Origin of the sequence: Corynebacterium sp. LK28 (assembly GCF_014335105.1) — a bacterium.
Taxonomy (GTDB): domain Bacteria; phylum Actinomycetota; class Actinomycetes; order Mycobacteriales; family Mycobacteriaceae; genus Corynebacterium; species Corynebacterium macclintockiae.
In genome coordinates this window covers 60,193-81,945 of record NZ_PDGZ01000008.1, presented here as the reverse complement: position 1 = coordinate 81,945, position 21,753 = coordinate 60,193, and the positions used below count along the sequence as shown (strand labels likewise).

19 protein-coding genes are annotated in these 21,753 nt (G+C 63.3%); 9 read left to right on the top strand and 10 right to left on the bottom strand.

All coding sequences use genetic code 11. The features are described 5' to 3' along the window. The first annotated feature begins 51 nt into the window (after positions 1-51). A complete protein-coding gene (locus CRD15_RS02655; protein WP_034981752.1) occupies positions 52-1,146 on the top strand; it encodes an ABC transporter ATP-binding protein in 1,095 nt (364 codons plus the stop codon). After that, positions 1,146-1,958, top strand: a complete 813-nt coding sequence (locus tag CRD15_RS02650) for an ABC transporter permease subunit (protein WP_187401832.1) — start codon at positions 1,146-1,148, stop codon at positions 1,956-1,958. The genes CRD15_RS02655 and CRD15_RS02650 overlap by 1 nt, the downstream gene beginning before the upstream one ends. A 90-nt stretch (positions 1,959-2,048) precedes the next feature. On the opposite strand, the gene CRD15_RS02645 is transcribed toward CRD15_RS02650, so the two are convergent. From CRD15_RS02645 to CRD15_RS02625, 5 genes are all read right to left on the bottom strand, one after another. After that, positions 2,049-2,591, bottom strand: coding sequence for a MarR family winged helix-turn-helix transcriptional regulator (locus CRD15_RS02645; protein ID WP_034969194.1), 543 nt, complete (start codon positions 2,589-2,591; stop codon positions 2,049-2,051). A 113-nt stretch (positions 2,592-2,704) separates the two neighbouring features. After that, complete coding sequence (gene cls / locus CRD15_RS02640) at positions 2,705-4,216, bottom strand: cardiolipin synthase (protein WP_187401831.1); 1,512 nt, start codon at positions 4,214-4,216, stop codon at positions 2,705-2,707. Positions 4,217-4,219: 3 nt separating this feature from the next. Further along, the gene (locus CRD15_RS02635) at positions 4,220-5,044 is read right to left on the bottom strand and encodes an exodeoxyribonuclease III (RefSeq protein WP_187401830.1); all 825 of its coding nucleotides are present in this window, start codon (positions 5,042-5,044) and stop codon (positions 4,220-4,222) included. 11 nt (positions 5,045-5,055) lie between these two features. After that, on the bottom strand, positions 5,056-6,066 hold the full coding sequence (locus tag CRD15_RS02630; RefSeq protein WP_187401829.1) for an N-acetyltransferase: 1,011 nt from the start codon (positions 6,064-6,066) through the stop codon (positions 5,056-5,058). Then, positions 6,059-6,640 (bottom strand): peptide deformylase, encoded by a 582-nt coding sequence (locus CRD15_RS02625; RefSeq protein WP_034969180.1) that lies wholly within the window; start codon positions 6,638-6,640, stop codon positions 6,059-6,061. The genes CRD15_RS02630 and CRD15_RS02625 overlap by 8 nt, the downstream gene beginning before the upstream one ends. A gap of 25 nt (positions 6,641-6,665) precedes the next feature. On the opposite strand from CRD15_RS02625, the gene CRD15_RS02620 reads away from it, so the two are divergent. The 3 genes from CRD15_RS02620 to CRD15_RS02610 are packed head-to-tail and all read left to right on the top strand — an operon-like array spanning position 6,666 to position 8,850. Then, complete coding sequence (locus tag CRD15_RS02620; protein ID WP_034971735.1) at positions 6,666-6,875, top strand: DUF3263 domain-containing protein; 210 nt, start codon at positions 6,666-6,668, stop codon at positions 6,873-6,875. A 54-nt stretch (positions 6,876-6,929) separates the two neighbouring features. Then, positions 6,930-7,622: a LytR C-terminal domain-containing protein gene (locus CRD15_RS02615; RefSeq protein ID WP_035007536.1), complete on the top strand. Its 693-nt coding sequence runs from the start codon at positions 6,930-6,932 to the stop codon at positions 7,620-7,622. 49 nt (positions 7,623-7,671) lie between these two features. Beyond that, a complete protein-coding gene (locus CRD15_RS02610) occupies positions 7,672-8,850 on the top strand; it encodes a glutamate--cysteine ligase (RefSeq protein WP_187401828.1) in 1,179 nt (392 codons plus the stop codon). Positions 8,851-8,902: 52 nt separating this feature from the next. Here CRD15_RS02610 and CRD15_RS02605 read toward each other — a convergent pair whose 3' ends face one another. Continuing rightward, on the bottom strand, positions 8,903-9,523 hold the full coding sequence (locus CRD15_RS02605; RefSeq protein WP_187401827.1) for a hypothetical protein: 621 nt from the start codon (positions 9,521-9,523) through the stop codon (positions 8,903-8,905). 255 nt (positions 9,524-9,778) lie between these two features. Further along, entirely contained in the window at positions 9,779-11,170 is a 1,392-nt protein-coding gene (locus tag CRD15_RS02600) for a dipeptidase (protein WP_187401826.1), read from the bottom strand. A gap of 278 nt (positions 11,171-11,448) precedes the next feature. On the opposite strand from CRD15_RS02600, the gene groL reads away from it, so the two are divergent. From groL to ppk2, 3 genes are all read left to right on the top strand, one after another. After that, a complete protein-coding gene (groL, locus tag CRD15_RS02595) occupies positions 11,449-13,092 on the top strand; it encodes a chaperonin GroEL (RefSeq protein ID WP_034981764.1) in 1,644 nt (547 codons plus the stop codon). A gap of 266 nt (positions 13,093-13,358) precedes the next feature. Continuing rightward, entirely contained in the window at positions 13,359-13,484 is a 126-nt protein-coding gene (locus CRD15_RS02590) for a PorACj family cell wall channel-forming small protein (RefSeq protein WP_168163075.1), read from the top strand. 172 nt (positions 13,485-13,656) lie between these two features. Then, on the top strand, positions 13,657-14,547 hold the full coding sequence (gene ppk2 / locus CRD15_RS02585; protein ID WP_005296894.1) for a polyphosphate kinase 2: 891 nt from the start codon (positions 13,657-13,659) through the stop codon (positions 14,545-14,547). Here ppk2 and CRD15_RS02580 read toward each other — a convergent pair. The 3 genes from CRD15_RS02580 to CRD15_RS02570 are packed head-to-tail and all read right to left on the bottom strand — an operon-like array spanning position 14,544 to position 19,244. After that, the gene (locus tag CRD15_RS02580; protein ID WP_187401825.1) at positions 14,544-18,446 is read right to left on the bottom strand and encodes a Pls/PosA family non-ribosomal peptide synthetase; all 3,903 of its coding nucleotides are present in this window, start codon (positions 18,444-18,446) and stop codon (positions 14,544-14,546) included. The two genes, ppk2 and CRD15_RS02580, sit on opposite strands and share 4 nt — an antisense overlap. 7 nt (positions 18,447-18,453) lie before the next feature. Next, positions 18,454-18,900, bottom strand: a complete 447-nt coding sequence (locus tag CRD15_RS02575) for a MarR family winged helix-turn-helix transcriptional regulator (RefSeq protein WP_034971747.1) — start codon at positions 18,898-18,900, stop codon at positions 18,454-18,456. A gap of 32 nt (positions 18,901-18,932) precedes the next feature. Further along, positions 18,933-19,244 carry a rhodanese-like domain-containing protein gene (locus tag CRD15_RS02570; RefSeq protein ID WP_034969468.1) on the bottom strand — a complete coding sequence of 104 codons (312 nt, stop codon included), beginning with the start codon at positions 19,242-19,244 and terminating at the stop codon, positions 18,933-18,935. Between the two features lie 99 nt (positions 19,245-19,343). Between CRD15_RS02570 and CRD15_RS02565 the strand changes: the two genes are divergently transcribed. Continuing rightward, positions 19,344-21,743: an HAD-IC family P-type ATPase gene (locus tag CRD15_RS02565; RefSeq protein ID WP_187401824.1), complete on the top strand. Its 2,400-nt coding sequence runs from the start codon at positions 19,344-19,346 to the stop codon at positions 21,741-21,743. Positions 21,744-21,753 lie beyond the last annotated feature (10 nt).

The window sequence follows — 21,753 nt, the reverse complement described above, 5'->3', positions numbered from 1 at the left end:
CTAAGTAATTTCGCGTCTACAAAGTCGACTTAGTGTGGCACACTGGAACGCATGATTACGGTCAGTTCCCTTACCAAAGCCTATAAAGGCACTACGGTAGTCGATGATTTGAACTTTGAGGTCACCCCCGGAATAGTTACCGGGTTCTTAGGACCCAACGGTGCCGGCAAGTCTACGACGATGCGAATGATCGTCGGTTTGGATGAGCCGACGAAGGGCACTGCCCGAATCGACGGCAAGGCATACGCCGAATACAAGCATCCGCTGTCCAAGGTGGGCACCCTGCTGGACGCGAAGTGGGTGCACCCCAACCGCAGCGCGGCTTCGCACCTGCGCTGGGTCGCCGCGGCGAACGGCATCTCCAAGAAACGCGTGGATGAGGTCTTGGGCATCGTGGGCCTCAGCGACGTTGCCGGTCGCAAGGCTGGAAAGTTCTCTCTGGGCATGGGGCAGCGCCTCGGCCTGGCGTGCGCCCTGCTGGGCGACCCGGAGGTCCTGATCCTCGACGAGCCGGTCAACGGCCTGGACCCGGAGGGCATCCGCTGGGTTCGCGACTTCGTCCGGGCGCTGGCCCGTGAGGGTCGCACTGTGCTGATCAGTTCGCACCTGCTCAGCGAGATGGCGCAGACCGCCGACCACCTGATTGTCATCGGCAAGGGTCGGCTGGTGGCCAACCAGAGCACCCACGAGTTCATCAAGTCGACCTCCGAGGTAGCCACCGTCGTCCGAACTGACCACGTTGATGAGATGAAGGCAGCCCTGATGGAGGAGCAGGTGCGCTTCGAAGAGGGCAAGGACCTGGACGGTCGCACGACACTCACCATTCCGCAGCAGGAAAGCGACTGGGTGGGCGCCCTGGCCTACAGCTATGGGCTGCGCCTGCGTGAGCTATCTGAGAAGCGCCCGAGTCTGGAGGACGCATACCTGCGTATGACGCAAGAGCACGTGGAGTACCACGCGAACGTCGAGGCGGCTCAAGCCCCAGAGGCAGCTCAAGCTCCAGAGGCGGAATCCACGGCGGGGCGTCACCAAGAAAAGGCCGAGGAAAGCAGCAAGGCCGACGAAACCAACAAGGCCGAAGAGAGCAGCAAGGCCGACGAGGCAACCGGCAACGCCGTGCGCCTGCAGAAAGAAGGGGACAAGTAATGGTGAACCTGATCCAGTCGGAACTGATAAAGATCCGCAGCACCAAGGCCCTGTGGTGGACCTCCGGGCTGATCCTGTTCTTCTCGCTAGGCTTCGCGCTGCTGAACGGCGGCATGACCGGCTCGCTGCTGAGTAGCGCCGAGACGCAGAAGGACCCGGAGCTGTACATGTCCGTCGCCAGCTCCATTAACGCTGGCATGGGCCTCAACGGCTTCCTGACCTTCGGCATGATGATCGTGATGATCCAGTCCGTCATGATGGTGACCACCGAATACGGTGCGAACACCAGCAAGACCACCCTGCTGGCCACCCCGACGCGCTGGCAGGTGCCGATCGCGAAGTTCCTGGTCTATGGGCTGATTGCCTCGATCCTGGCGTTTATTTCCAACATCGTCGGCACGATCCTGGCGCGCTGGTCGCTCGGTTGGAAGCTGGAGGACGAGGAGCTGCTGAGCAAGGCCGGCCTCGGCGCCGACGGCCTATGGGAGCAGATCTGGCGCACCGAGGTCTTCCTGCTGCTGACCATCGCCGCCGCCATCGGCGTGGGCTACCTGGTGCGCAACACCGCAGGTGGCATTGCCGCCCTGCTGCTGTGGAACCTGGTTATCGAGGGCACGCTGGTGCAACTGGTGCCGAAGGTCCGCGACTGGCTGCCGCCGTACATGCCTTTCACGAACGCCGACGCGTTCACCGGCATGCACGACCTGGAGGATGCGCCGTGGGGTCAGACCGGCTCGATCCTATACTTCGCCGCGTGGTGTGTGGTGCTCTTCGTGGCTGGACTGATCACGCTAAAGAAGCGCGACGCTTAAAGGCGTTCTATTTAGGACGCCCCTTCGCCCCACCGGCTATCACGCGCCAGGTGGGGCTTTCACATGTCGGGCTAAGCCGGCTTGCGCTGATTAGTCTGGCTTGCGCTGTAGATCGTCGACGAGAGATTCCGCGGCCAGGGAAAGATTGCGCAGCGCGGGCACGCCACGGCGCAGCTTTGCGATGTCGCGCGCGTCCATGCGGTCGGTGGCCTTAGTGATGATCAGCGCCCACTCGTCGGTGATGGAGTTCATCATGTCCACGCCCTCGTCGGTGAGGTAAAGATCCTGGGCGCGCTTGTCCTCCGGGTTGGCCTGGCGGCGTACCAGACCGGAGTTGATGAGGCGCCGGACAGTGGCCGATACGTTCGAGGCGCGGAGGAAGCGCAGTCGGGCAACGTCGGAAACGCCGCAGCCCGGATGCTGGGAAATGAACTGCAGCACCTCGATCTCCGACTGGGAGATCTCCAGTGACTGGTTCGGGCGCTCCATCAACCGGCGCGTGGCAGAAAGAAAGTCATACACTGCGGTGGCGATCTCGGCGACGTCGATCTCCGGCAGTATCTCGGGTGCCTTGCGCCCGCGTACCTGTGGCTGGGAAGGCGTTTGTGGCGGCTTCTGGGGTGACGGGGTCATCGGCGAAACTTTCTTTTGGCGTTTTAGCGTTCGTTCATTAATAACTTGTGAAACACCCTATATGACGCTGATCCCACTATTGCCTGATTTGCCAATAAAGGGAACGCCGAACGCTACTGCAGCGCGCTGGTGAGCCGCGCGACGTTATCCACGTACTGCTTGTACAGCGGCCGGGTGCTCCACTGCTCTTCGGTGAGCAGCGCCGAACGCTCCTTGTAGTCGTCCGTCAGCGCACGTAGTGCGTTCAAAAGCTCGCCCTTGCCGACCATCAGTGAAATCTCGTAGTTCAGGCCGAAGCTGCGCATGTCCATGTTAGAGCTACCCATCACTGCCACCTCGCCATCGGCGATGGCGAACTTGGAGTGCAGCACCTTTGGGTAGGGGTACAGGTACATGTGCACCCCGGCCTTCAGTAGCTCCGAGTAGTAGGAGGCCTGCGCGTGCCCCACCATCGGCTGATCCGACTTCTCGGAGACGTAGAGCTCCACCCGCACGCCGCGGTAGCAGGCGGTCGTCACGGCCTCCATGAGGGACTCGTCGGGGATGAAGTACGGGCTGATCAGCTTGAGCGTGTGCTTGGCGTGGTGTGCGATAGAGGTGAACAGCCGCAGGTTCGGCTCTGTGGTGAATCCCGGCCCGGAGGGCACGATCTGCATGATGTCCGCGCCCGTGTCCTGGTCGTGCGTATGCAGCCACTCCTTGGCATCCGTGGGGTTGATCAGGTCCAGTTCCTCGTTGGTTTCGGTGTACCAGTCCACGGCGAACACCGAGTTGATGGTGCTGACGATCGGCCCGGTGAGCTCCGCCATCACGTCCACCCATTCGCGGCCGATCTTGTGGTTCTTCGGCTTCTGGTACGGGGCCTCGATCATGTTTTGCGAGCCGATGAAAGCCACCCGCCCGTCCACGACCACTAGCTTGCGGTGGTTGCGCAGGTCGGGGCGGCGGAAGCGCCACTTGAAAGGTTGCAGCGGCAGCATGACCTGCCAGTCCACGCCCATGGCCTTCAACCTCTTGCCCAGCTTCTTGTTGCCCTTGTACTTGTGCGCGCCGATGTGATCCCACAGCACGCGCACCGTCACGCCGCGCTGTGCGGCGCGTCCCAGCGCCTCGAAGAAGGGCTCGGTCGTATCGTCCCAGGCCATGATGTAGATTTCGACGTTTACGTAGTCTTCGGCCGAGTCGATCGCGCGGGTCATGGCGGCGATGGATTCCTTGTAGTCCGAGTGCAGCGCCTGCATTGTCCCATCCACCGCTGGCAGCGCAGTGAGCTCGCGGTTGAGGCGCACCAGGGAGCGCAGTTCATCGCTCAGTTCGCTGCCCTCTGGCACGTCGGGCTCGTCGGAGCTCATGGTGCGGATCAGCTCGTTGGCCTGGTTCTGGATGCGGTGGCGGCGCCGGTTGATCGCTGGCGAGCCCATCAGCAGGAATAGGAATATGCCCAGGAAGGGAATGAGGAAGATGGCGAGCAGCCAGGCCATGGCGGACGTGGGGCGTCGTTCCTTAGGAACCCAGCCCAGGGCAAAGACCTTGAGCGTGTAGTCCAGAACGACCAGCGTGACCTGCCACCACTGCAGGTCGTCGGTGAACTCGCTGAAGATTCCAAACAGATCGGGAAACGGCATGGCCTAGACTCCGCCGTTGGCTTTGCCGTCAGCGTTGCCGTCGACGCTGTAGTCCACGATCACCGGAGCGTGGTCGGAGGCACCCTTGCCTTTGCGCTCATCGCGGTCCACGCGCGCGGAAGTCGGGGTAATCCCGCGGCAATACTGCAGGTCAATGCGCATTCCCTCGCCCTTTTGGAAGCGCATGGCCTGGTAGTCCCAGTAGGTGTATTCGTCGGCGATCAGGTCCGTCGCGGCCGTCATCCCCGCATCCTCCAGGGCGCGCAGCCGGGCGCGCTCGTTGGGGGTCACATGCGTCCGACCGTCGAAGAAGCTGCGGTCCCATACGTCCTTGTCGCGCGGGGCGATGTTGTAGTCGCCGACCAGGCACAGCTTCTGGCTGCTCTTTCTTTCGGACGCCCCCACGCCCGAGCCCGCCGCATACGCCGCGAGGGCGTCGAGCCACCGCAGCTTGTAGGAGTAATGCGGATCCGCGATCTCGCGGCCGTTAGGAACGTACAGGCTCCAGATCTCCACGCCGCCGCAGGTCGCGCCAATCGCGCGTGCCTCCAGGGCTTGGTCTGCGTCCAGATCCTTGTCGAAGCCGGGCTGGCCGAAGTCGGTCTGCACGTCCTCCAGCCCCACTCGCGACAGGATGGCCACGCCGTTGAAGCTGTGCAGGCCGAAGTGGGCTTGCTGGTAGCCAGTGTCCGAGAAATCGGGGAACTGCTTGTCGGTGCACTTGGTTTCCTGCAGGCACAGTACGTCGACGTCGCTGCGCTGCAGGAACTCGCGCACCCGCTCCTCGCGGGTGCGTACGGAGTTGATGTTCCACGTGGTGATGCGCATGGTTAAGCATTCTAGCGCGTGCGCAGACTGCGACTACGGTGGTGTTCGCTGAAGCCCAGCTTGTGGTACAGCGCCTTTCCGGCGGTGTTGGAATCGATAACGTCCAGGTAGGCGCGGTCGGCGCCGTTGTCCTTGCCCCAGTCCAGGATGTGCTGGCACAGTAGGGTGCCCAGTCCCTGGCGGCGGTATTCCGGGGCGACGGCCACGGCGGAGTAGCCCAGCCAGCCGTCGGTGATGGTGGCGCGGGTGATGGCTGCGAGTTGCCCGTCGATGGTCAGGCGCGCGAAGCCTAGCTGGCCGTCGATGCGTTGGCTCAGCAGATCCAGGGCCTTCTTGGGCAGGGGTTGGCCGCGGAACTCGTACATGGAGAACCAGTCGGCAGTCGGACTGTCGTCGACTGTGAGCGCGACCTGTGCGTCGGCAAGTGGCGGGGTCAGCTGGCTTTCTGGCTGCCTGCCCAGGTCTTTGCTCATCACTACGATCTCCGGCCCGCGTTCACCCGGCAGGTGCTCGGCGGGGCGGCCGATCCGGTCGGGGATCATCAGCTGGCACGGCAGGTCGCGGGAGCGGTAGAACTTCTGCAATTCCGCGAGCGGAACCTCTTGCAGCCCGGCGCTCGGACCGATGGGTACTGCGGAGTTGCTGCGCTCGGTGATGCCATCGCCCGCGCGCGCCAGCCAGCCGCCGATCATCTGGTTATCGATGCCGGGGAAGGCTGCGGCTTTGGCGCTCTCCAGCGCGCGTATATCGCTGTTGCGCACGGGTTTCGCGCTCAGGGTCTTCAGCACCACCACGTCGCCGTCCGGGATGATCCGGTCGTCGACCTGCAAAGGGTTCACGCTGCGGAGCACGCCGATCGCGTCGGTGACCGTGCCTGCGTCTTCAGTGACGCGGTAGCGCACCACCACGCGCACGCCCGGGCGGATGCTGACGGGGTCGGTGAGGCGGCTGATCGGGAACCCGAAGCCTTCCACCCGCCGCGCACCGGCGTGAGCGGCGGAGAAGGTCGTGTCCTTATTCATGCCCGAAAGGATCCTCGTCCACGCCGGGCAGCCAGGTGTTGCCCGCGTGATCCCAGCCCTCGGCCTTAATGGCCTTCTTGGACTTGCGCTTCCAGCGGCCGATCAGGGTGTCGGTGTAGAGGTAACCGTCCAGGTGGCCGACCTCGTGCTGAAGGCAGCGGGCGAAGAAGCCGGTGCCCTCGACGGTGACTTCCTCACCGTTTTCGTCCAGGCCGGTCACTCGCGCCCAGTCGGCGCGGCCGGTGGGGAAGGAGTAGCCGGGTACGGACAGGCAGCCTTCCTCGTCCTCTTCCTCGTCGGGCATGGATTCGGGGATCTCGCTGGTTTCCAGTACCGGGTTGATCACGCAGCCGCGGCGCATTGTGCCCAGCTCTGTGTCGGGGCAGTCGTAGATGAAGAATCTTTTATTGACGCCAACCTGGTTGGCCGCCAATCCCACACCATTGGCCGCGGACAGAGTTTCGTACATGTCCTCGATCAGGGTGGCGAGGTCTGGGATCTCGCTCGGGTCCACCTTGGTGGTGGGGTTGTGGAGGACGGGGTCGCCACAGATGACGATAGGCATGATGGTCATGACTCACAGTCTAGAATCTATTGCCATGTTGTCAGACCGAGAGATCGCCATTTTGGAGTTTGAGCGCCACTGGTGGCTGGATACCAGCGCAAAGAACGAGCACATCCGTGGCGAGTTCGGGGTGGATCCGGTGCGCTATTTCCAACAGCTCAACCGTTTGATCGAGCGCCCCGAGGCGCTGGATTTCGATCCCGTGTTGGTGCGGATGTTGCTGCGCCGCCGCGACGAAGAGTGAGCGACCGCGCGTGTCAGGCTTGTTACCAATGTTGCGAAAGTTAAAATCTGAGGCGTGACTGATTCGAACCGACCACGCCATGCACTCGACGACGCAGAGGATAGCGAGAACCTCGGCTTGCCCCTCCGCGGGCTCGCCATGATTCTGATCGCTGTGGCCGTCCTGCTGATCGGCTGGGCTGCCTACTCCCTGACGGGGAAGGATTCCGACGAATCCAACCGGGCCAGCCAGAGCCAGCAGACCAGCCAGGCGCAGAACCAGCCTGGTAAGGCTCCCTCGAACGAGCAGGGTTCGCGCACCCCCGGTGGTCCCGAGTCCGACAAGCCGAAGCCGGAAGGCGAGCAGGCTGGCCGGGAGAATGCTTCCGCCGATGGGCGCCAGGAAGGCGAAGCTAATCCGGCGGAGGGTGGCGTTAATAAAGAAAACACCTATGTGGCCGTCCTCAACAACAGTCCCATCGCAGGGCTCGCCGGCGACGTAGCTAACAAGATGCGTGATCAGCAGTGGAGCAAGACCGGTGTGGGCAACCTCCCGGACGAATCGGGTGTGTTCCCGACGTCTGTGGTGCTCTACTCGAAGGGTAATGACGCCGAACGTCAGCTGGCCGAGCAGCTTGCCAAGGACCTCGGCATCTCCTCGCGCGAACGGGATGAGGTGACCGATCGCACCCTCGCTGGTGTAACCATGCTGGAGGGGGAGCGCCCTGCGGGTGTCGTTGTTGTGACAACAAATGACATGCCCCGCTAAAGTAAAAGAGTTCTTTAAACTTCTGTCTACATATCTTTAAGGGGCCACAATGGACTTCCCGGGTTCCGCGCCTTCTGTTGGTATTGAGTGGGAAGTCGCCCTCGTTGACCCCGAAACCCGCGACCTGGTTCCGCGTGCTGCGGAACTGCTGGAGCGGATGGACGAGGTACACCCCGGTCACAAGGTCGTCCGCGAGTTTCTAGCGAATACCGTGGAGATGGTCTCCAGTGTGCACGGCACGATCCCGGAGGCTGTGGAGGAGCTGCGCGGCCAGGCCAAGCAGCTGCTGGAATGCGCGGACGACATCGGCGTGAACCTGTTCTCCGCGGGCACGCACCCATTCGCACACTGGGGGGACCAGAAGCTTAGCGAAAAGGGCAGCTACCAGGAGATCATCGAGCGCACCCAGTACTGGGGCCGCCAGATGCTGATCTGGGGAATCCACGTGCACGTGGGTGTGGGCTCCAAGGAAAAGGTGTGGCCGATAATCAACGCGTTGATGACGCACTACCCGCACATTTTGGCCATGTCCGCCAGCTCGCCCGCATGGGAGGGGCTGGATACCGGCTATTCCTCCAACCGCACCCTGCTGTACCAGCAGTTGCCGACCGCGGGCATGCCCTACCACTTCGAGGACTGGGAGCAGTGGGAGGAATTCAACCGGGACCAGGATCGTTCCGGGGTGATCAACCACACCGGCTCGATGCACTTCGACGTGCGTCCCACCAAGTACGGCACGGTGGAGACCCGTTTTGCTGACGCCACGATGGAGCTGTGGGAGCTCGCAGCCATCGCCGCCTACACTCACTGCCTGGTGGTGTACTTCGAGCGCCGCCTGGATGCCGGCCACAAGTTGCCGAGCCTGCAGCCCTGGCATGTTGCGGAGAACAAATGGCGCGCGGCACGCTACGGCCTGGACGCGCTGATCATCACGGATAGGGAGACCAGCGAGGCGCTGGTCACTGACGAGCTGGATGAGTGGGTGGATAGGCTCGCCCCGCTGTCGGAGGAGCTGGGCTGCGCCGCCGAGCTGCAGGATGTGCGCAAGCTGATCGCCCGCGGTGGGGACTACGCGCTGCAGCGCGCCGCTGCCCGGGAACACGGCGCGGCGCCGGAACCGGGTACGCGTACCCGCGGTGACGATGGGGTAGAGGGTGGCTTCACTCAGCCGGAGGCGTGGATCGCTGCGGTCGACCTGACGGTCGACCGGCTGCGGAAGTCACTGTAGCTACGCGGCCTAGCTGCTTTTACGCGGCCTAGCCACCATGACGTGGCGAAGCTTAGAGGTGCAGGCGGGAGGCTGCGTTGCACAGCGCGTTGGCGATCGAGGTATCGCGATCCGCGCCGAAGCCGACGGCCCACACGCGCTTAGACTTGTGCACCGCGTAAATGAAGGTCACTGTGGCCTCGAAGATGTCGTACTGGTGGAACTCCGCAACTTCCACGGGGAAGCCGTGGTCAGCCAGAACCTCCGACATCGCAGAGGATGCGCCCATCGCGGTGATCTCCACGCGGGTGGCCTGCCCATCGGCGCGCAGGCCACTGACCTGCATGCCGAAGTCGTGGCGACCCAGCGAGCGGCGGGTGGCCTTCAGGTAATCCACGCGGATCGCGGCGGGAGCGTAGGTGCGGATGAACTTCTTCCACTCCATGCCACGCGCCTCCTGGCGCATGCCGACCGGCAGGCGCTGCCCGAAGCGGGCGCGAAAAGGATCCTCCGCGAAGGTGCGGGTGCGCTTGCGGCGCTTTTCGATGCGAGTGCGTACCGGCTCGCTGAACGTCTTTGCAGTCGAACGTCGCGCGCTGGGTAGCGGGGTGTACACCGGCGCGTCTAGCTCCATGTCCTGGTCCGAGCTTGCGAAGCGGATCAAGGTCGTGGTGTTCGAAGTAGAGACGTTCATGGGAGTGGCTCGAATTTCTGGAACAGAATCTTACAAAGTGCGGTTGGCTAAAAAGGTGCAGTTGGTTAAGTACTGCTACTTAAATAATGTAATCCGTCTCACTCTGAGATTCAAACTGTTGCCTAGTTCTCATTCTGTGAGATTTCCGGTGGTAGGGGCCGGTTCTAGGCAATAGTTCGGCAACGTCTGGGTAGCGTCTGGGCAATGCTAGGGCAACGCCTCGGCAGTGCACGCGCACTTACCGAGAGTCAAGTGCTAGCTGTGGGCGGCCGCGGTGCGCAGCAGGAACAGTAGCTCCGCCGTGGCGATGGCCTCGATCTCGCCCGGATCCACCGACTCGTCCGCCGAGTGGATGGCGCACTTCGGCTCCTCGATGCCATACAGCGCGAGCTCTGCCTCCGGATACGCGGACAGCAACTTGTTCGTTAGCGGGATCGACCCGCCGGAGGCGACCTCCATCGTCTCCTTGCCGTACACTTCGCCCAGCGCCTCGCCGAGCAGCTGCAAAGCCGGGCCGGACGTATCCGCCTGGAATGCTTCGGCCAGCGATCCGCGCTCGATCTCCACCAGCGCGTTGGTCTTCTGGCTTTCCAGGTGCTTAACCAACAGATCCTGGCACTCCTGCGGGTCGCGTCCCGGCGGAACGCGCAGGCTCACGACGGCCGCCGCGTTCGCCGGAACGGAGTTCACCGAGTCCGCCACCGACAGCGCATCCAGGCCAGTGATCGTGATCGACGGATTCATTACCGTCAGGTCGTTCGGCTGCCACTTGCCGGTGCCGTACAGCTCCACGCCGTCGGTCACCCCGGCGTTGTCGCGGAATGCTTCTTCTGTGGGGCCGACGCCACCCCAGCGCTCCTTTGGCTCCAATCCCGGAACGGCCACCAAGCCGTCCTTGTCGTGGAGGGTGGACAGCAGCTGTACTAGCTCGACGAGGGCATCCGGAGCCGAGCCGCCGAACTGGCCGGAGTGCATCGGCTGCGCCAGCGTGCGGGTGCGCACCGTGACCGGCGCGGAACCGCGCAGTGCGGTGCAAAGGCTTGGCTCGCCCAGAGCGTCATTGCCGGAATCGGCAATGAGGAAGGTGTCGGCGGCGAAGAGTTCCGGCTTCTCGGCTAGAAGATCCTCCAGGCCGTAGCCTCCGCGCTCCTCCGAGCCCTCGACGACGATTCGGATGCCGAGGTTTTTGGCGGCTGGGAAGTGGGCGTCCGAAAGAATAGAAAGAGCACGCAGCACCGCAACGTGCATGGCGACGTGGCCCTTGCAGTCGGCGGTACCACGGCCGTACCAGCGGCCGTCGCGTTCGGTAAGGGTCCACGGGTCGGAGGTCCACTCGTTGACGTCGCCGGCGGGCTGCACGTCGAAGTGGGAGTACAGAAGGATGGTGGGGTAGCTCTCGGCGGGTTCGCGCAGGCCGATGACGGAGGTGGAGCCGTCGGTGGTGACATGACCGGTGACGGGGATGCCCACGCTGGTGAATGCGTCGATGACCCACTGTGCAGCGGCGGCATTGGCTTCCTCGAGGCCCGGGGTGGAGTGGACCGACTCGAAGGAGACGAGGGCGGTGAGGTCCTCCTTGAGTTGTGGCATTTGCTCCGCGATGGCGGCACGGGCGAGGTCTAGCTGAGAGGTGTTGGAATTGTTCATAGATAACTACTGTAGCGACCGCACCGGACAGGGCCTTGTAGGTGGCGGCGCCGCGAGTAGTGCTACGGCTGTGGGTAACGCAAAGAATGCGCAAGCATCTTGCAGACGATGGGGGAGAGTGCTAAAAACGGGATTAGCACTTGAACTAAGGGAGTGCCAGAAAATAACCGTCAGATGAAGTGAGGGTGAATGTCGCGACATTCGTTCACCCGTGCCGTCGCGGGCGCTTGATCTGAACCGTATGTGTCGCCAACTCTAACGGAGGATCGAAAAGCCTCATGGCTAAGATGATTGCATTCGACGAAGAAGCACGCCGCGGACTGGAAAAGGGTCTGAACACCCTGGCAGACGCGGTCAAGGTAACCCTCGGCCCGAAGGGACGCAACGTTGTCCTGGAGCGCAAGTGGGGCGCCCCGACGATCACCAACGACGGTGTGACGATCGCTCGCGAAATCGAGCTGGAAGACCCCTACGAGAAGATCGGTGCTGAGCTGGTCAAGGAAGTTGCCAAGAAGACCGACGACGTCGCTGGCGACGGCACTACCACCGCCACCGTCCTGGCACAGGCCCTGGTGCGCGAGGGTCTGCGCAACGTTGCCGCTGGCTCCAACCCGATGGGCATCAAGCGCGGCATCCAGGCTGGCGTGGAGAAGGTCACGGCAGAGCTGCTGGGCCACGCCAAGGAGATCGAGACTCAGGAGCAGATCGCCGCTACCGCAGGTATCTCCGCTGCTGACGAGAAGATCGGCCAGCTGATCGCCGAGGCTATGTACAAGGTCGGCGACGGCCAGCTGAACAAGGACGGCGTAATTACCGTCGAGGAGTCCAACGCTTTCGGTGTGAACCTCGAGGTCACCGAGGGTATGCGCTTCGACAAGGGCTACATCTCCGGCTACTTCGCCACCGACGTGGAGCGCGGCGAGGCTGTCCTGGAGGATCCGTACATCCTGCTGGTCAGCTCCAAGATCTCCAACGTGAAGGACCTGCTGCCGTTGCTGGAGAAGGTCATGCAGTCCGGCAAGCCGCTGCTGATCGTTGCCGAGGACATCGAGGGCGAGGCTCTGTCCACCCTGGTTGTGAACAAGATCCGTGGCACCTTCAAGTCCGTCGCCGTGAAGGCTCCGGGCTTCGGCGACCGCCGCAAGGCACAGCTGCAGGACATTGCGATCCTGACCGGTGGCCAGGTTATCGCCGAGGAAGTTGGCTTGTCCCTGGAGACCGCTGACCTGCCGATGCTGGGCACCGCCCGCAAGGTCGTTGTGACCAAGGACGACACCACCATCGTTGACGGCGCAGGTTCCGCAGAGCAGCTGGCTGGTCGCATCAAGCAGATCCGCCAGGAGATCGAGAACGCTGACTCCGACTACGACGCAGAGAAGCTGCAGGAGCGCCTGGCTAAGCTGTCCGGCGGCGTTGCAGTGCTGCAGGTCGGCGCCGCTACCGAGGTGGAGCTGAAGGAGCGCAAGCACCGCATCGAGGATGCCGTGCGCAACGCAAAGGCAGCTGCAGAAGAGGGTATCGTCGCCGGCGGCGGCGCAGCCCTGCTGCAGACCGCCAACGTGCTGGACGACAACCTGGGTCTGGAGGGCGATGAGGCTACCGGCGTGCAAATCGTTCGCGCCGCCCTGGCTGCCCCGCTGAAGCAGATCGCCCACAACGCTGGCTTGGAGCCCGGCGTGGTTGTCGACAAGGTCGCCAACCTGCCGGTCGGTGAGGGCCTGAACGCCGCTACCGGCGAGTACGTGGACCTGCTGAACGCTGGTATCTCCGATCCGGTGAAGGTCACCCGTTCCGCTCTGCAGAACGCTGCCTCCATCGCCGCGCTGTTCCTGACGACCGAGGCTGTCGTTGCGGATAAGCCGGAGCCGGAGGCGCCGGCAATGCCGGGTGCCGACGAGATGGGCGGCATGGGAGGCTTCTAATCGCCTCTCAGGAATAGCTAAAAATAGCTAGTTTGCCTAGATTTAACCTAGGTAGACAAGGCGTAAAAACAGCCCCTGAGCTGGAACTTTATCAAACCGTTACCCTCTGTTGGGGGATAGGTTCACAAAAGGTTCCTCTCAGGGGTTGTGTCTTTTCTTAGATACGCTAGTGTATTTCGCAGACGGCCTAAAGGGGGCGTCACTACCAAAGAAAATTTTTGGGCCCAGGGAACCTGGCGCCCCCGATCTCTTAAGAGGAGAACACAATGATCGATCAGATTACCACCATCTTCGGCCAGCTGGGCGACTTCCTGGGCGGCTTCGGCAACATCTTCAAGGGCCTGAAGGACGTTATCAAGACCATCGTTGCTTGGACCGGTGCTTCCAAGTAAGTTCCGCTTCTAGCGATTGTTAAAACCCCGGCTTCGGCCGGGGTTTTTTCATGCCTAGTTGAGCCGTGCTGTATCGCAACATCAATCAGCGCTGTATGGCAACACCGAACGCACTAGAATAGATAGTGTTAATAAGAGTCTAAAAGCTTCAGGCGAAGGAGAACCTAGGCACATGGCCGAAGAAGAATTCCACATGGTTGATCTGGCCGCTACCGAGGGCTACTTGGTGGATGATTCGGATGAAGACGATCCGGTACTGATCACCCCCGACGGCCACCGCGTCGATACTTGGCGCGACCAGTACCCCTACGACGAGCGGATGAGCCGCGAGGAGTACGAAACCACCAAGCGCGCCCTGCAGATCGAGCTGCTGAAGTTCCAGAACTGGACCAAGGATACTGGCCAGAAGCACATCATCATCTTCGAGGGGCGCGACGCTGCCGGTAAGGGTGGCACCATCAAGCGTTTCAACGAGCACCTGAACCCCCGTGGTGCTCGCACCGTGGCCCTGGAGAAGCCCTCCGAGCGCGAGTCGACCTCCTGGTACTTCCAGCGCTACGTCCAGCACTTCCCGTGCGGCGGCGAGATCGTCTTCTTCGACCGCTCCTGGTACAACCGCTCCGGCGTGGAGCGCGTGATGGGCTTCTGCACCAACGACCAGCACGCAGAGTTCCTGCGTGAGGTCCCGATGCTGGAGAACATGATCATGGGCTCCGGTATCTCCCTGACGAAGCTCTGGTTCTCCGTTACTCAGAAGGAGCAGCGCACCCGCTTCGCCATCCGCCAGGTGGACCCGGTCCGCCAGTGGAAGCTCTCCCCGATGGACCTTGCTTCCCTGGACAAGTGGGATGATTACACCCGCGCCAAGGAAGAGCAGTTCCGCTACACGGACACCAACGAGTCCCCGTGGATCACCATCAAGTCCAACGACAAGAAGCGCGCCCGCATCAACGCGATGCGCTACGTCCTGTCGAAGTTCGAGTACGCCGACAAGGACCACGAGGTCGTCGGCGAGCCGGACCCGAAGATCGTCAAGCGCGGCCGCGATCAGATCGGCGACTAATCCACAATCTCGATCGGGTTGCCCTGCCACCTCGTGGCGGCGGGCACGTGGTCGCCGCGCATAACTAGAGACGCCGGGCCGACCGTCGCCGCCTTCTCGATCGCTGCGGCGGGCAGAGCCACGCTGTGCGATCCCATCGTCGCACCGTCACCCAGGGTGACGGTATCCAGACTCATCACGCGATCCTGGAACAGGTGCGTTTGTACCACGCAGCCCGGACCCACGCTCGCGCCCCGGCCGATGGAGACCAGGTCTGCCTCTGGCAGCCAGTAGGAATCCAACCAGGCGCCCCGGCCGATTTTCGCACCGAGGGCACGTAGGAACATGTTCAGGCTTCCGGTGCCCATCGTGTGCGCCAGGAACCACGGGCCGGCCACAGTTTCCACGAACTGATCCTGCAGCTCGTTCAGCCACACGAAGGCAGACCACAGCTCGTGCTCGCCCGGCTTGATGCGCTGCACACACAGCCACTTCATCAGCACCGTCGCCACTGCCGCCACGAAGCCCGCGGCGACCAGCACCAGGCCGGAGACCGCGAAGGTCTGCCAGATGCCCTGGTTCAGCAGCACCCACTGCAGAGCCAGCACAACGCCCGCCGCAATCACGGCAGAGGTCATCGGCGCCAGCAGACGCAGGGTCTCCACGAAGCCACGGGCCACCTTCAGGCCGAAGCCCGGGTTGTAGGTGCGGGACTCGCCACTGGCCTCTACGGCCACGCGGCGCAGCCGCTCCGGCGGGGAGCCCAGCCAGTTGCTACCCGACTTCGTCTTCTCCGGAGTAGAGGACAGCACTGCCACCAGAGAGTTCTTCTTCAACGTGCGATCCGGGCCAGCGATACCCGAATTGCCCAGGAAGGAGCGCTTGCCGACCTTCGTGTTGCCGGTGAGCATCCATCCACCACCGCCGAGCTCGTAGCCGCCGACCATCGTGTCGTCCGCCAGGAACGCGCCCTCGCGCACCTCGGCGAAGCGCGGCACCATCACGGCCGTCGAGATCTCCGCATCCTTGCCGACCTTGGCGCCCAGGCTGCGGAACCACAGCGGGGTCAGCTGGGCTGCGTACATTGGGAACAGCTGCGTGCGGGCGCTATCCATCAGGCGTTCAATCGCCCACACACGCCAGCCACTGAGGCTGCGCACGGCCACCACGCCCGGCTTCAGGCCTGCCGACAGCAGGCGCACGAACACCCACGTCAGTGCTGTGTACGTGGCGAATGCCACCAGGCCACCGGCTGCGGCGATGGGAAGTGCCAGCAGGGGGGCGTCAGAAGGAACGAGCCACAGGACGAACGCAGCCGCGACGAACAAAGCAACCAGGGGCAGCAACGACATCACGATGGCGCTCAGCGCGTAGAGCCAGAACCACATGGTACGGCGCGGGGCGGCCTGCTCCGGGAAGCGGTTGCGGGCCTTGCCGACCTTCACGGCGGGGGAGCCGGCCCATTGGGAACCGGCCTTGACCTTCTTGGCTCCCGTGACGGCCGACCCCGGCTCGATGTGAGCGCGGGCGCCGATACGGGCACCCGGGAACAGGGTGGAGCGGGCGCCGACGGAGGCGTCCTTGCCGATCTCGATGCGGCCGACGTGCAGGACGTCGCCCTCCAACCAGTAGCCGGAAAGATCCACTTCCTGCTCGATGGAACAGTGCTTGCCCAGGGTCAGCAGGCCGGTGACCGGCGGCAGGGTGTGCATCTGCGCGCCCTTGCCGACCTTCGCGCCCAGCCAGCGGGCATACGTGGTGATCCACGCGGCGCCCGAGACATCGCGTGCGCCGGAGGAATCCGCGATACGCTCCGCCGCCCAAATGCGCAGGTGAACAGAGCCACCACGCTTATAGTCGCCCTCGTCGATACCAGCTGTAATCAGGCGGATCAGCAGGGCGGACAGTGGCAGGCGGCCCAGCGGAGTGGCGAAGACGATCACCGCGGCGATGACCACGGCCCACGGCACGTCAACGACCCACGGCAGGTCGCCCGCCCAGGAGGAACCGTGGAACAGAATCGCGTTGAACACCAGGATCCAGGTCACCCACTGCGCACCCGCGAGGGTCAGTGCCGGGATCTGGATCAGGGCCTGTGCCAGGCGAGTGCCGATGCCCACCGGCTTCGCGGGCTTCACGTCCTTGGCCTGCGCGGCCTGGCCCGAGCCGCCGTCCTTGGCGCCGGTCTTTTCGCGCATGGAATCGATGTGCTCGGCCAGAGCGGCCAGACGCGAGTGATCATAAAGATCGCGCACGCTGACGGTCGGAACTTCCTGACGCACGCGGCTGATCAGGGTAGCCGCGCCCAGCGAGGTACCGCCGAGGTTGAAGAAGTCCGCATCCGGGCTGGTCACAGCCGTTCCTAGCGCGTCGGCGAACAGTTCCGCCAGCCACTGCTGGGTCGGGTTATCAAAGTCCGCGGTTTCGTTGGAAGGCAGCGGCCACGGCAGAGCCTTCTTGTCCACCTTGCCGGAGGTCGTTACCGGCAGCTCGTCCAGCGCGCACAGGCGTGGGACCATTGCTGCGGGCATCGAGTCGCGTAGTCGCTGCAGCGCCTCCTGCTGGTCGAACTTGTCGGCGTCGCCCTCCGTAGAGACATAGCCCACCAGCACCTTGTCGCCGCCGCCGGTGGTCTGCACCACGACGGTGGAGCTGCGCACGCCAGGCAGGGCGGACAGCGCCGCGTCTACCTCGCCGAGTTCTATTCGACGCCCACCGATCTTCACCTGGTCGTCGATACGACCGACGAAGTACAGGCCATCTTCCTCCAGGCGTACGTGGTCGCCGGAGCGGTAGGCGCGCTCCCAGCCGAGCTCCGGCATGGGCGCGAACTTTTCTGCGTCCTTTTCCGGATCCAGGTAGCGGGCCAGGCCGACGCCACCGATGATCAGCTCGCCGGTCTCGCCCCAGCCCACCGGCTGGTTGTCTTCGTTAACGACTGCCAGATCCCAGCCACGCAGGGGAGTACCGATGGAAACCGGGCGCACCCCGTCCATGGTGGTGCCGCAGGCCACGACGGTGGCCTCGGTCGGGCCGTAGGTGTTCCACAGTTCGCGGGAATCGGTGGCCAGACGGGCGGCCAGCTCGGGCGGGCATGCCTCGCCGCCGAAGATCAGCAGGCGCACAGCATCCAAGGCCTCGTCCGGCCACAGTCCGGCCAGGGTAGGCACGGTGGACACGGCGGTCACACTGCGGGAAACTAGCCAGGGTCCTAGATCCACGCCGGAGCGCACCAGGGCGCGCGGGGCGGGCACAAGACAGGCGCCGTGGCGCCAGGCCAGCCACATTTCCTCACAGGAAGCGTCGAAGGCTACGGACAGGCCGGCCAGCACGCGGTCGCCCGGAGCCAGGGGCTCGTCCTGCAGGAACATTTCCGCCTCCGCGTCCACGAAAGCGGCCGCGTTGCGGTGGGTAACGGCCACGCCCTTGGGCTTGCCGGTGGAACCCGAGGTGAAGATGATCCACGCGTCGGTCTCCAGGTCGGGGCCGAAAGCCTTGTCGGAGCTTGCCCCAGCGTCGGCCTGCAGGTTGTCGTCGACTACCCGCAGCCCATCGGCGCCGTAAATTGCGGCCACGCCGGCCTCGCCGAAGACAAGGGAGGCGCGTTCTTCTGGATCGTCGGCGTCCACAGGTACATAGGCAGCACCGACGGCGAGGGTGGACAGAATAGCGATGTAGAGCGAACGATCACCGCTGGGCATGCGAATGCCGATGCGGTCGCCGCGCCCGAGGCCGCGCTCGTGCAGCCACTGGGCGGTCTCGTTGATCTCATCGAGAAGCTCGGAATAGGTAATAACCCCCTTACCGTCGTCGATGGCGGGGGCTTCAGGGCATGCCGAAGCCGTCGCACGCACAATATCGATGAGCGTGCGAGGCTCCGGTGCCTCGCTGGAACGGAGGTACCGGGAAGGGATGTGCACTGTTTGCCTAGGCCTCCTCGCTCGCGATGATGGCCTGGGCCAGCTTGCTCAAGTGCTTTAGCTGCTTGGAGGTGGAATCGTCCAGCGCCTTATCTTCCGCGGCTGCGACCAGTGGAGCAAGGCTGCTGTAGGCCTTGTTGCCCTTCTTGGTCACCGAGATGATCTGGCGGCGGCGATCCTTGGGGTCTTTGACCCTCTTAGCGAGGCTGCGCTTTTCCAGGGAATCAACCAGACGCACCATGTCGGAGCGATCCACTCCGAGGATTTCGCCTAGCGTGGCCTGGCTTGCTGCGTCGCCGTCGACGAGGCAGGCAAGAACCCAGAATTCGCGCAGGTTGAAGCCCTCTTCCGCGAGCGCGGTCTCCACGAAGTCGCGGGTGCGGCGACGTAGGCGCTCAAGCTGGAATGAGGGCGAAGACAACAAGTCAGCGGGTAGCGGCATAGATTCGGACATGCCACCAATATAACGCCGACTATGGGTGTTGTCTAATTGTGGGGTTGCCCCACGATGGGAAGGCCTGCGTCGCGCCAACCGGAAGTGCCATTAGCAACATTGATTGCGTCGATACCGTTCTGCTCCAGCCACTGGCAGGCACGCGCAGAGCGACCGCCGGACAGGCAAATTAGGTAGATGTCTTCGTTCAGATCCAGCTCGCCGTAGCGAGCTTGCAGCTCGGACAGGGGCAGGTTGACGGCGCCTTCGGCGTGCCACTGGTTGTACTCATCCACTTCGCGGATGTCGATCAGCTGCGCGCCAGCAGGAACGTCGGTGGGCTGTACTGTTTCGAATTCACTCATGGTGCCCCATTGTAGGTAAAGGTGGGGGCAACCACAGACGGGGAGTTGAATAGCGTGGAGTTAAATAGATAAACATCCGGCTGTAGCAGCCGGTCGCCCATGAAGGAGGTTGAATTGGTGCATGCCGACCCCACGCGGGGCCTTACGGCCGCCGAGGTGGCGGAACGCAAGAAACTCGGCCAGGTCAACACGCACGGCAAGGGGACCGGTCGGAGTGTAGCGCAGATCTTGCGCGCCAACATCTTCACCCGCGTCAATGCCATCCTCGGCGTGCTGTGCGCGATCGTCCTGTCCACCGGCTCGATCATCAACGCCGCCTTCGGCTTGCTTATCATCGCCAACTCCGCGGTGGGCGTGATCCAGGAGCTGCGCGCCAAGAAAACGCTCGACCGGCTGAGGATCGTCGGCGAATCGGAACCCACCGTCATCCGCGACGGTGAGGAAAAGGCCATCCCGCAGCACGAGGTGGTTCTCGGAGACATCATCAAGCTCCGCTCCGGCGACGAGATCGTGGTGGACGGCACCGTCCTATCGGGTTCGGTACGCGTCGATGAATCGCAGCTCACCGGCGAGGCCGATGCCATCAGCAAGGGCGAAGGTGATGAGATCCTGTCGGGCTCCATCGTCAACGAGGGCACCGCGATCTTCCGTGCCGACAAGGTCGGCGAGGCGGCCTATGCCGCTCGGCTTGCCTCCCAGGCCAGCGAGTTTTCGCTTACCGATTCAGTGCTCATGAATGGCATCAACAGCATTCTCAAGGTCATTACCTGGCTGTTGATCCCCACCGGCATCCTCACGATTTGGACTCAACTGGTTCGCTCCGACACTGGCCTGCGCGAATCCATCCTTTCCATGGCCGCCGCTATCGTTCCGATGGTGCCGGAGGGACTGGTGCTCATGACCTCCATCGCTTTCGCCGCCGGTGTGATCCGCCTCGGCAAGTACAAAGCCCTGGTCAACGAGCTCGTCGCGATCGAGGGGCTGGCCCGCGTCAACACGGTCTGCACGGACAAGACCGGCACCCTCACTACCAACGAGATGGAGCTGGACTCCATTGTCGGGTCCGATGGCAGCGACGCGGAGGAACTCTGGGCTCGCCACCTCGCCTCTATGTTGGAGGCTCAGGACGACCTCAATGACACCGCTCGCTCGATCGTGACCGGGCTGCGAGCGCGGGGCGTCGAACCCGAGAAGTGGCAGGGCCAAGAAATCCCGTTTAACTCGAGGTATAAATACTCCGGGTTCGCTAGGTCGGACGCCACAGCGTGGATCATGGGCGCGCCCGATGTGCTCTTGCGCGAGGCAGACCCCGCCGCAGATACAGCCAAGAAGTTGGGGGACGAAGGTCTGCGCATTCTCGTGTTCGGCAAGGTCGCCGGCGACAGTGGTGAACGCTGGGCGGACACCGACAGCCTCAGTATGGACTCCGCCCCTCAGCTGGCCGAGACGGTGCTCGTGGTGTTGCGCCAGCAGCTGCGCTCCGATGCCCGCGAGACGCTCGAATTCTTTGACAAGCAGCATGTCGACCTCAAAGTGATCTCCGGCGACAACCCGGATTCCGTGGCGGCCGTCGCACGCAAAGCGACCGACCGGGAGCTCGTGGCGGTAGATGCCCGCACTCTTAAGGATCTGGACGATGACGCTTTCGACGCCGAGATCCAGCGCGCAAACGTCTTCGGTCGGGTAAGTCCGGAGCAAAAACAACAGATGGTGGAATCCCTGCACCGACAACACCGCACGGTAGCTATGACCGGCGACGGGGTGAACGACGTGCTAGCTCTGAAGAAAGCCGACATCGGCGTGGCCATGGGGTCGGGTGCGCCGGCGACGCGCAGCGTGGCGCAGCTGGTGTTGCTGACGAACAAATTCTCCGCCCTGCCGCGAGTGGTGGCCGAGGGGCGCCGGGTAATCGGAAACATCGAGCGCGTGGCACACCTGTTCCTGACGAAGACGGTGTACTCGGTGGTGTTGGCGCTGGTGGTTGCGGTGCTGGGTATCTCATTCCCATTCCAGCCGATTCACGTGACGATCACTGGCTGGTTCACCATCGGTATTCCGGCGTTTGTGCTGTCGCTGGCTCCCAATACGGAGCGACCACGCGAAGGATTCGTCAAGCGGGTGCTGTCCCTGGCGCTGCCTTCCGGCGTGCTCATAGGTGGAATCTGCGTGGCGATGTGGATCATCATCTACCCCGGGGCCGATGTGCCGGAGATGCAAAGGCGCCAGGCAGGCACGGCCGTGCTGCTGGCGCTGATCATTATGGGCCTGTGGGTGCTGGGCATTGTGGCGCGGCCGCTGAACTGGTGGAAGGTACTTCTGCTGGCCTGCTGCGTGGGCGGCTATGTGGTGATTTTCCTGGTGCCGCCGCTACGCGAACTGTTGATGTTGTACCCAGGGAACCGCCACCTAATGATCGTGGGGTTGGCGGTGGGCGCGGGCGGGGCGGCGCTTATTGAGATCGTGCACCAGATCGCCGCCCGACGGCAAAGAGCCCTTTGAAGAGCCCTTT

Coding starts and splice junctions, on each gene's coding strand:
- CRD15_RS02655 (WP_034981752.1), top strand. CDS start 52: ATGATTACGGTCAGTTCCCTTACCAAAGCCTATAAAGGCACTACGGTA.
- CRD15_RS02650 (WP_187401832.1), top strand. CDS start 1,146: ATGGTGAACCTGATCCAGTCGGAACTGATAAAGATCCGCAGCACCAAG.
- CRD15_RS02645 (WP_034969194.1), bottom strand. CDS start 2,591: ATGACCCCGTCACCCCAGAAGCCGCCACAAACGCCTTCCCAGCCACAG.
- cls (WP_187401831.1), bottom strand. CDS start 4,216: ATGCCGTTTCCCGATCTGTTTGGAATCTTCAGCGAGTTCACCGACGAC.
- CRD15_RS02635 (WP_187401830.1), bottom strand. CDS start 5,044: ATGCGCATCACCACGTGGAACATCAACTCCGTACGCACCCGCGAGGAG.
- CRD15_RS02630 (WP_187401829.1), bottom strand. CDS start 6,066: ATGAATAAGGACACGACCTTCTCCGCCGCTCACGCCGGTGCGCGGCGG.
- CRD15_RS02625 (WP_034969180.1), bottom strand. CDS start 6,640: ATGACCATCATGCCTATCGTCATCTGTGGCGACCCCGTCCTCCACAAC.
- CRD15_RS02620 (WP_034971735.1), top strand. CDS start 6,666: ATGTTGTCAGACCGAGAGATCGCCATTTTGGAGTTTGAGCGCCACTGG.
- CRD15_RS02610 (WP_187401828.1), top strand. CDS start 7,672: ATGGACTTCCCGGGTTCCGCGCCTTCTGTTGGTATTGAGTGGGAAGTC.
- CRD15_RS02605 (WP_187401827.1), bottom strand. CDS start 9,523: ATGAACGTCTCTACTTCGAACACCACGACCTTGATCCGCTTCGCAAGC.
- CRD15_RS02600 (WP_187401826.1), bottom strand. CDS start 11,170: ATGAACAATTCCAACACCTCTCAGCTAGACCTCGCCCGTGCCGCCATC.
- groL (WP_034981764.1), top strand. CDS start 11,449: ATGGCTAAGATGATTGCATTCGACGAAGAAGCACGCCGCGGACTGGAA.
- CRD15_RS02590 (WP_168163075.1), top strand. CDS start 13,359: ATGATCGATCAGATTACCACCATCTTCGGCCAGCTGGGCGACTTCCTG.
- ppk2 (WP_005296894.1), top strand. CDS start 13,657: ATGGCCGAAGAAGAATTCCACATGGTTGATCTGGCCGCTACCGAGGGC.
- CRD15_RS02575 (WP_034971747.1), bottom strand. CDS start 18,900: ATGTCCGAATCTATGCCGCTACCCGCTGACTTGTTGTCTTCGCCCTCA.
- CRD15_RS02570 (WP_034969468.1), bottom strand. CDS start 19,244: ATGAGTGAATTCGAAACAGTACAGCCCACCGACGTTCCTGCTGGCGCG.
- CRD15_RS02565 (WP_187401824.1), top strand. CDS start 19,344: ATGAAGGAGGTTGAATTGGTGCATGCCGACCCCACGCGGGGCCTTACG.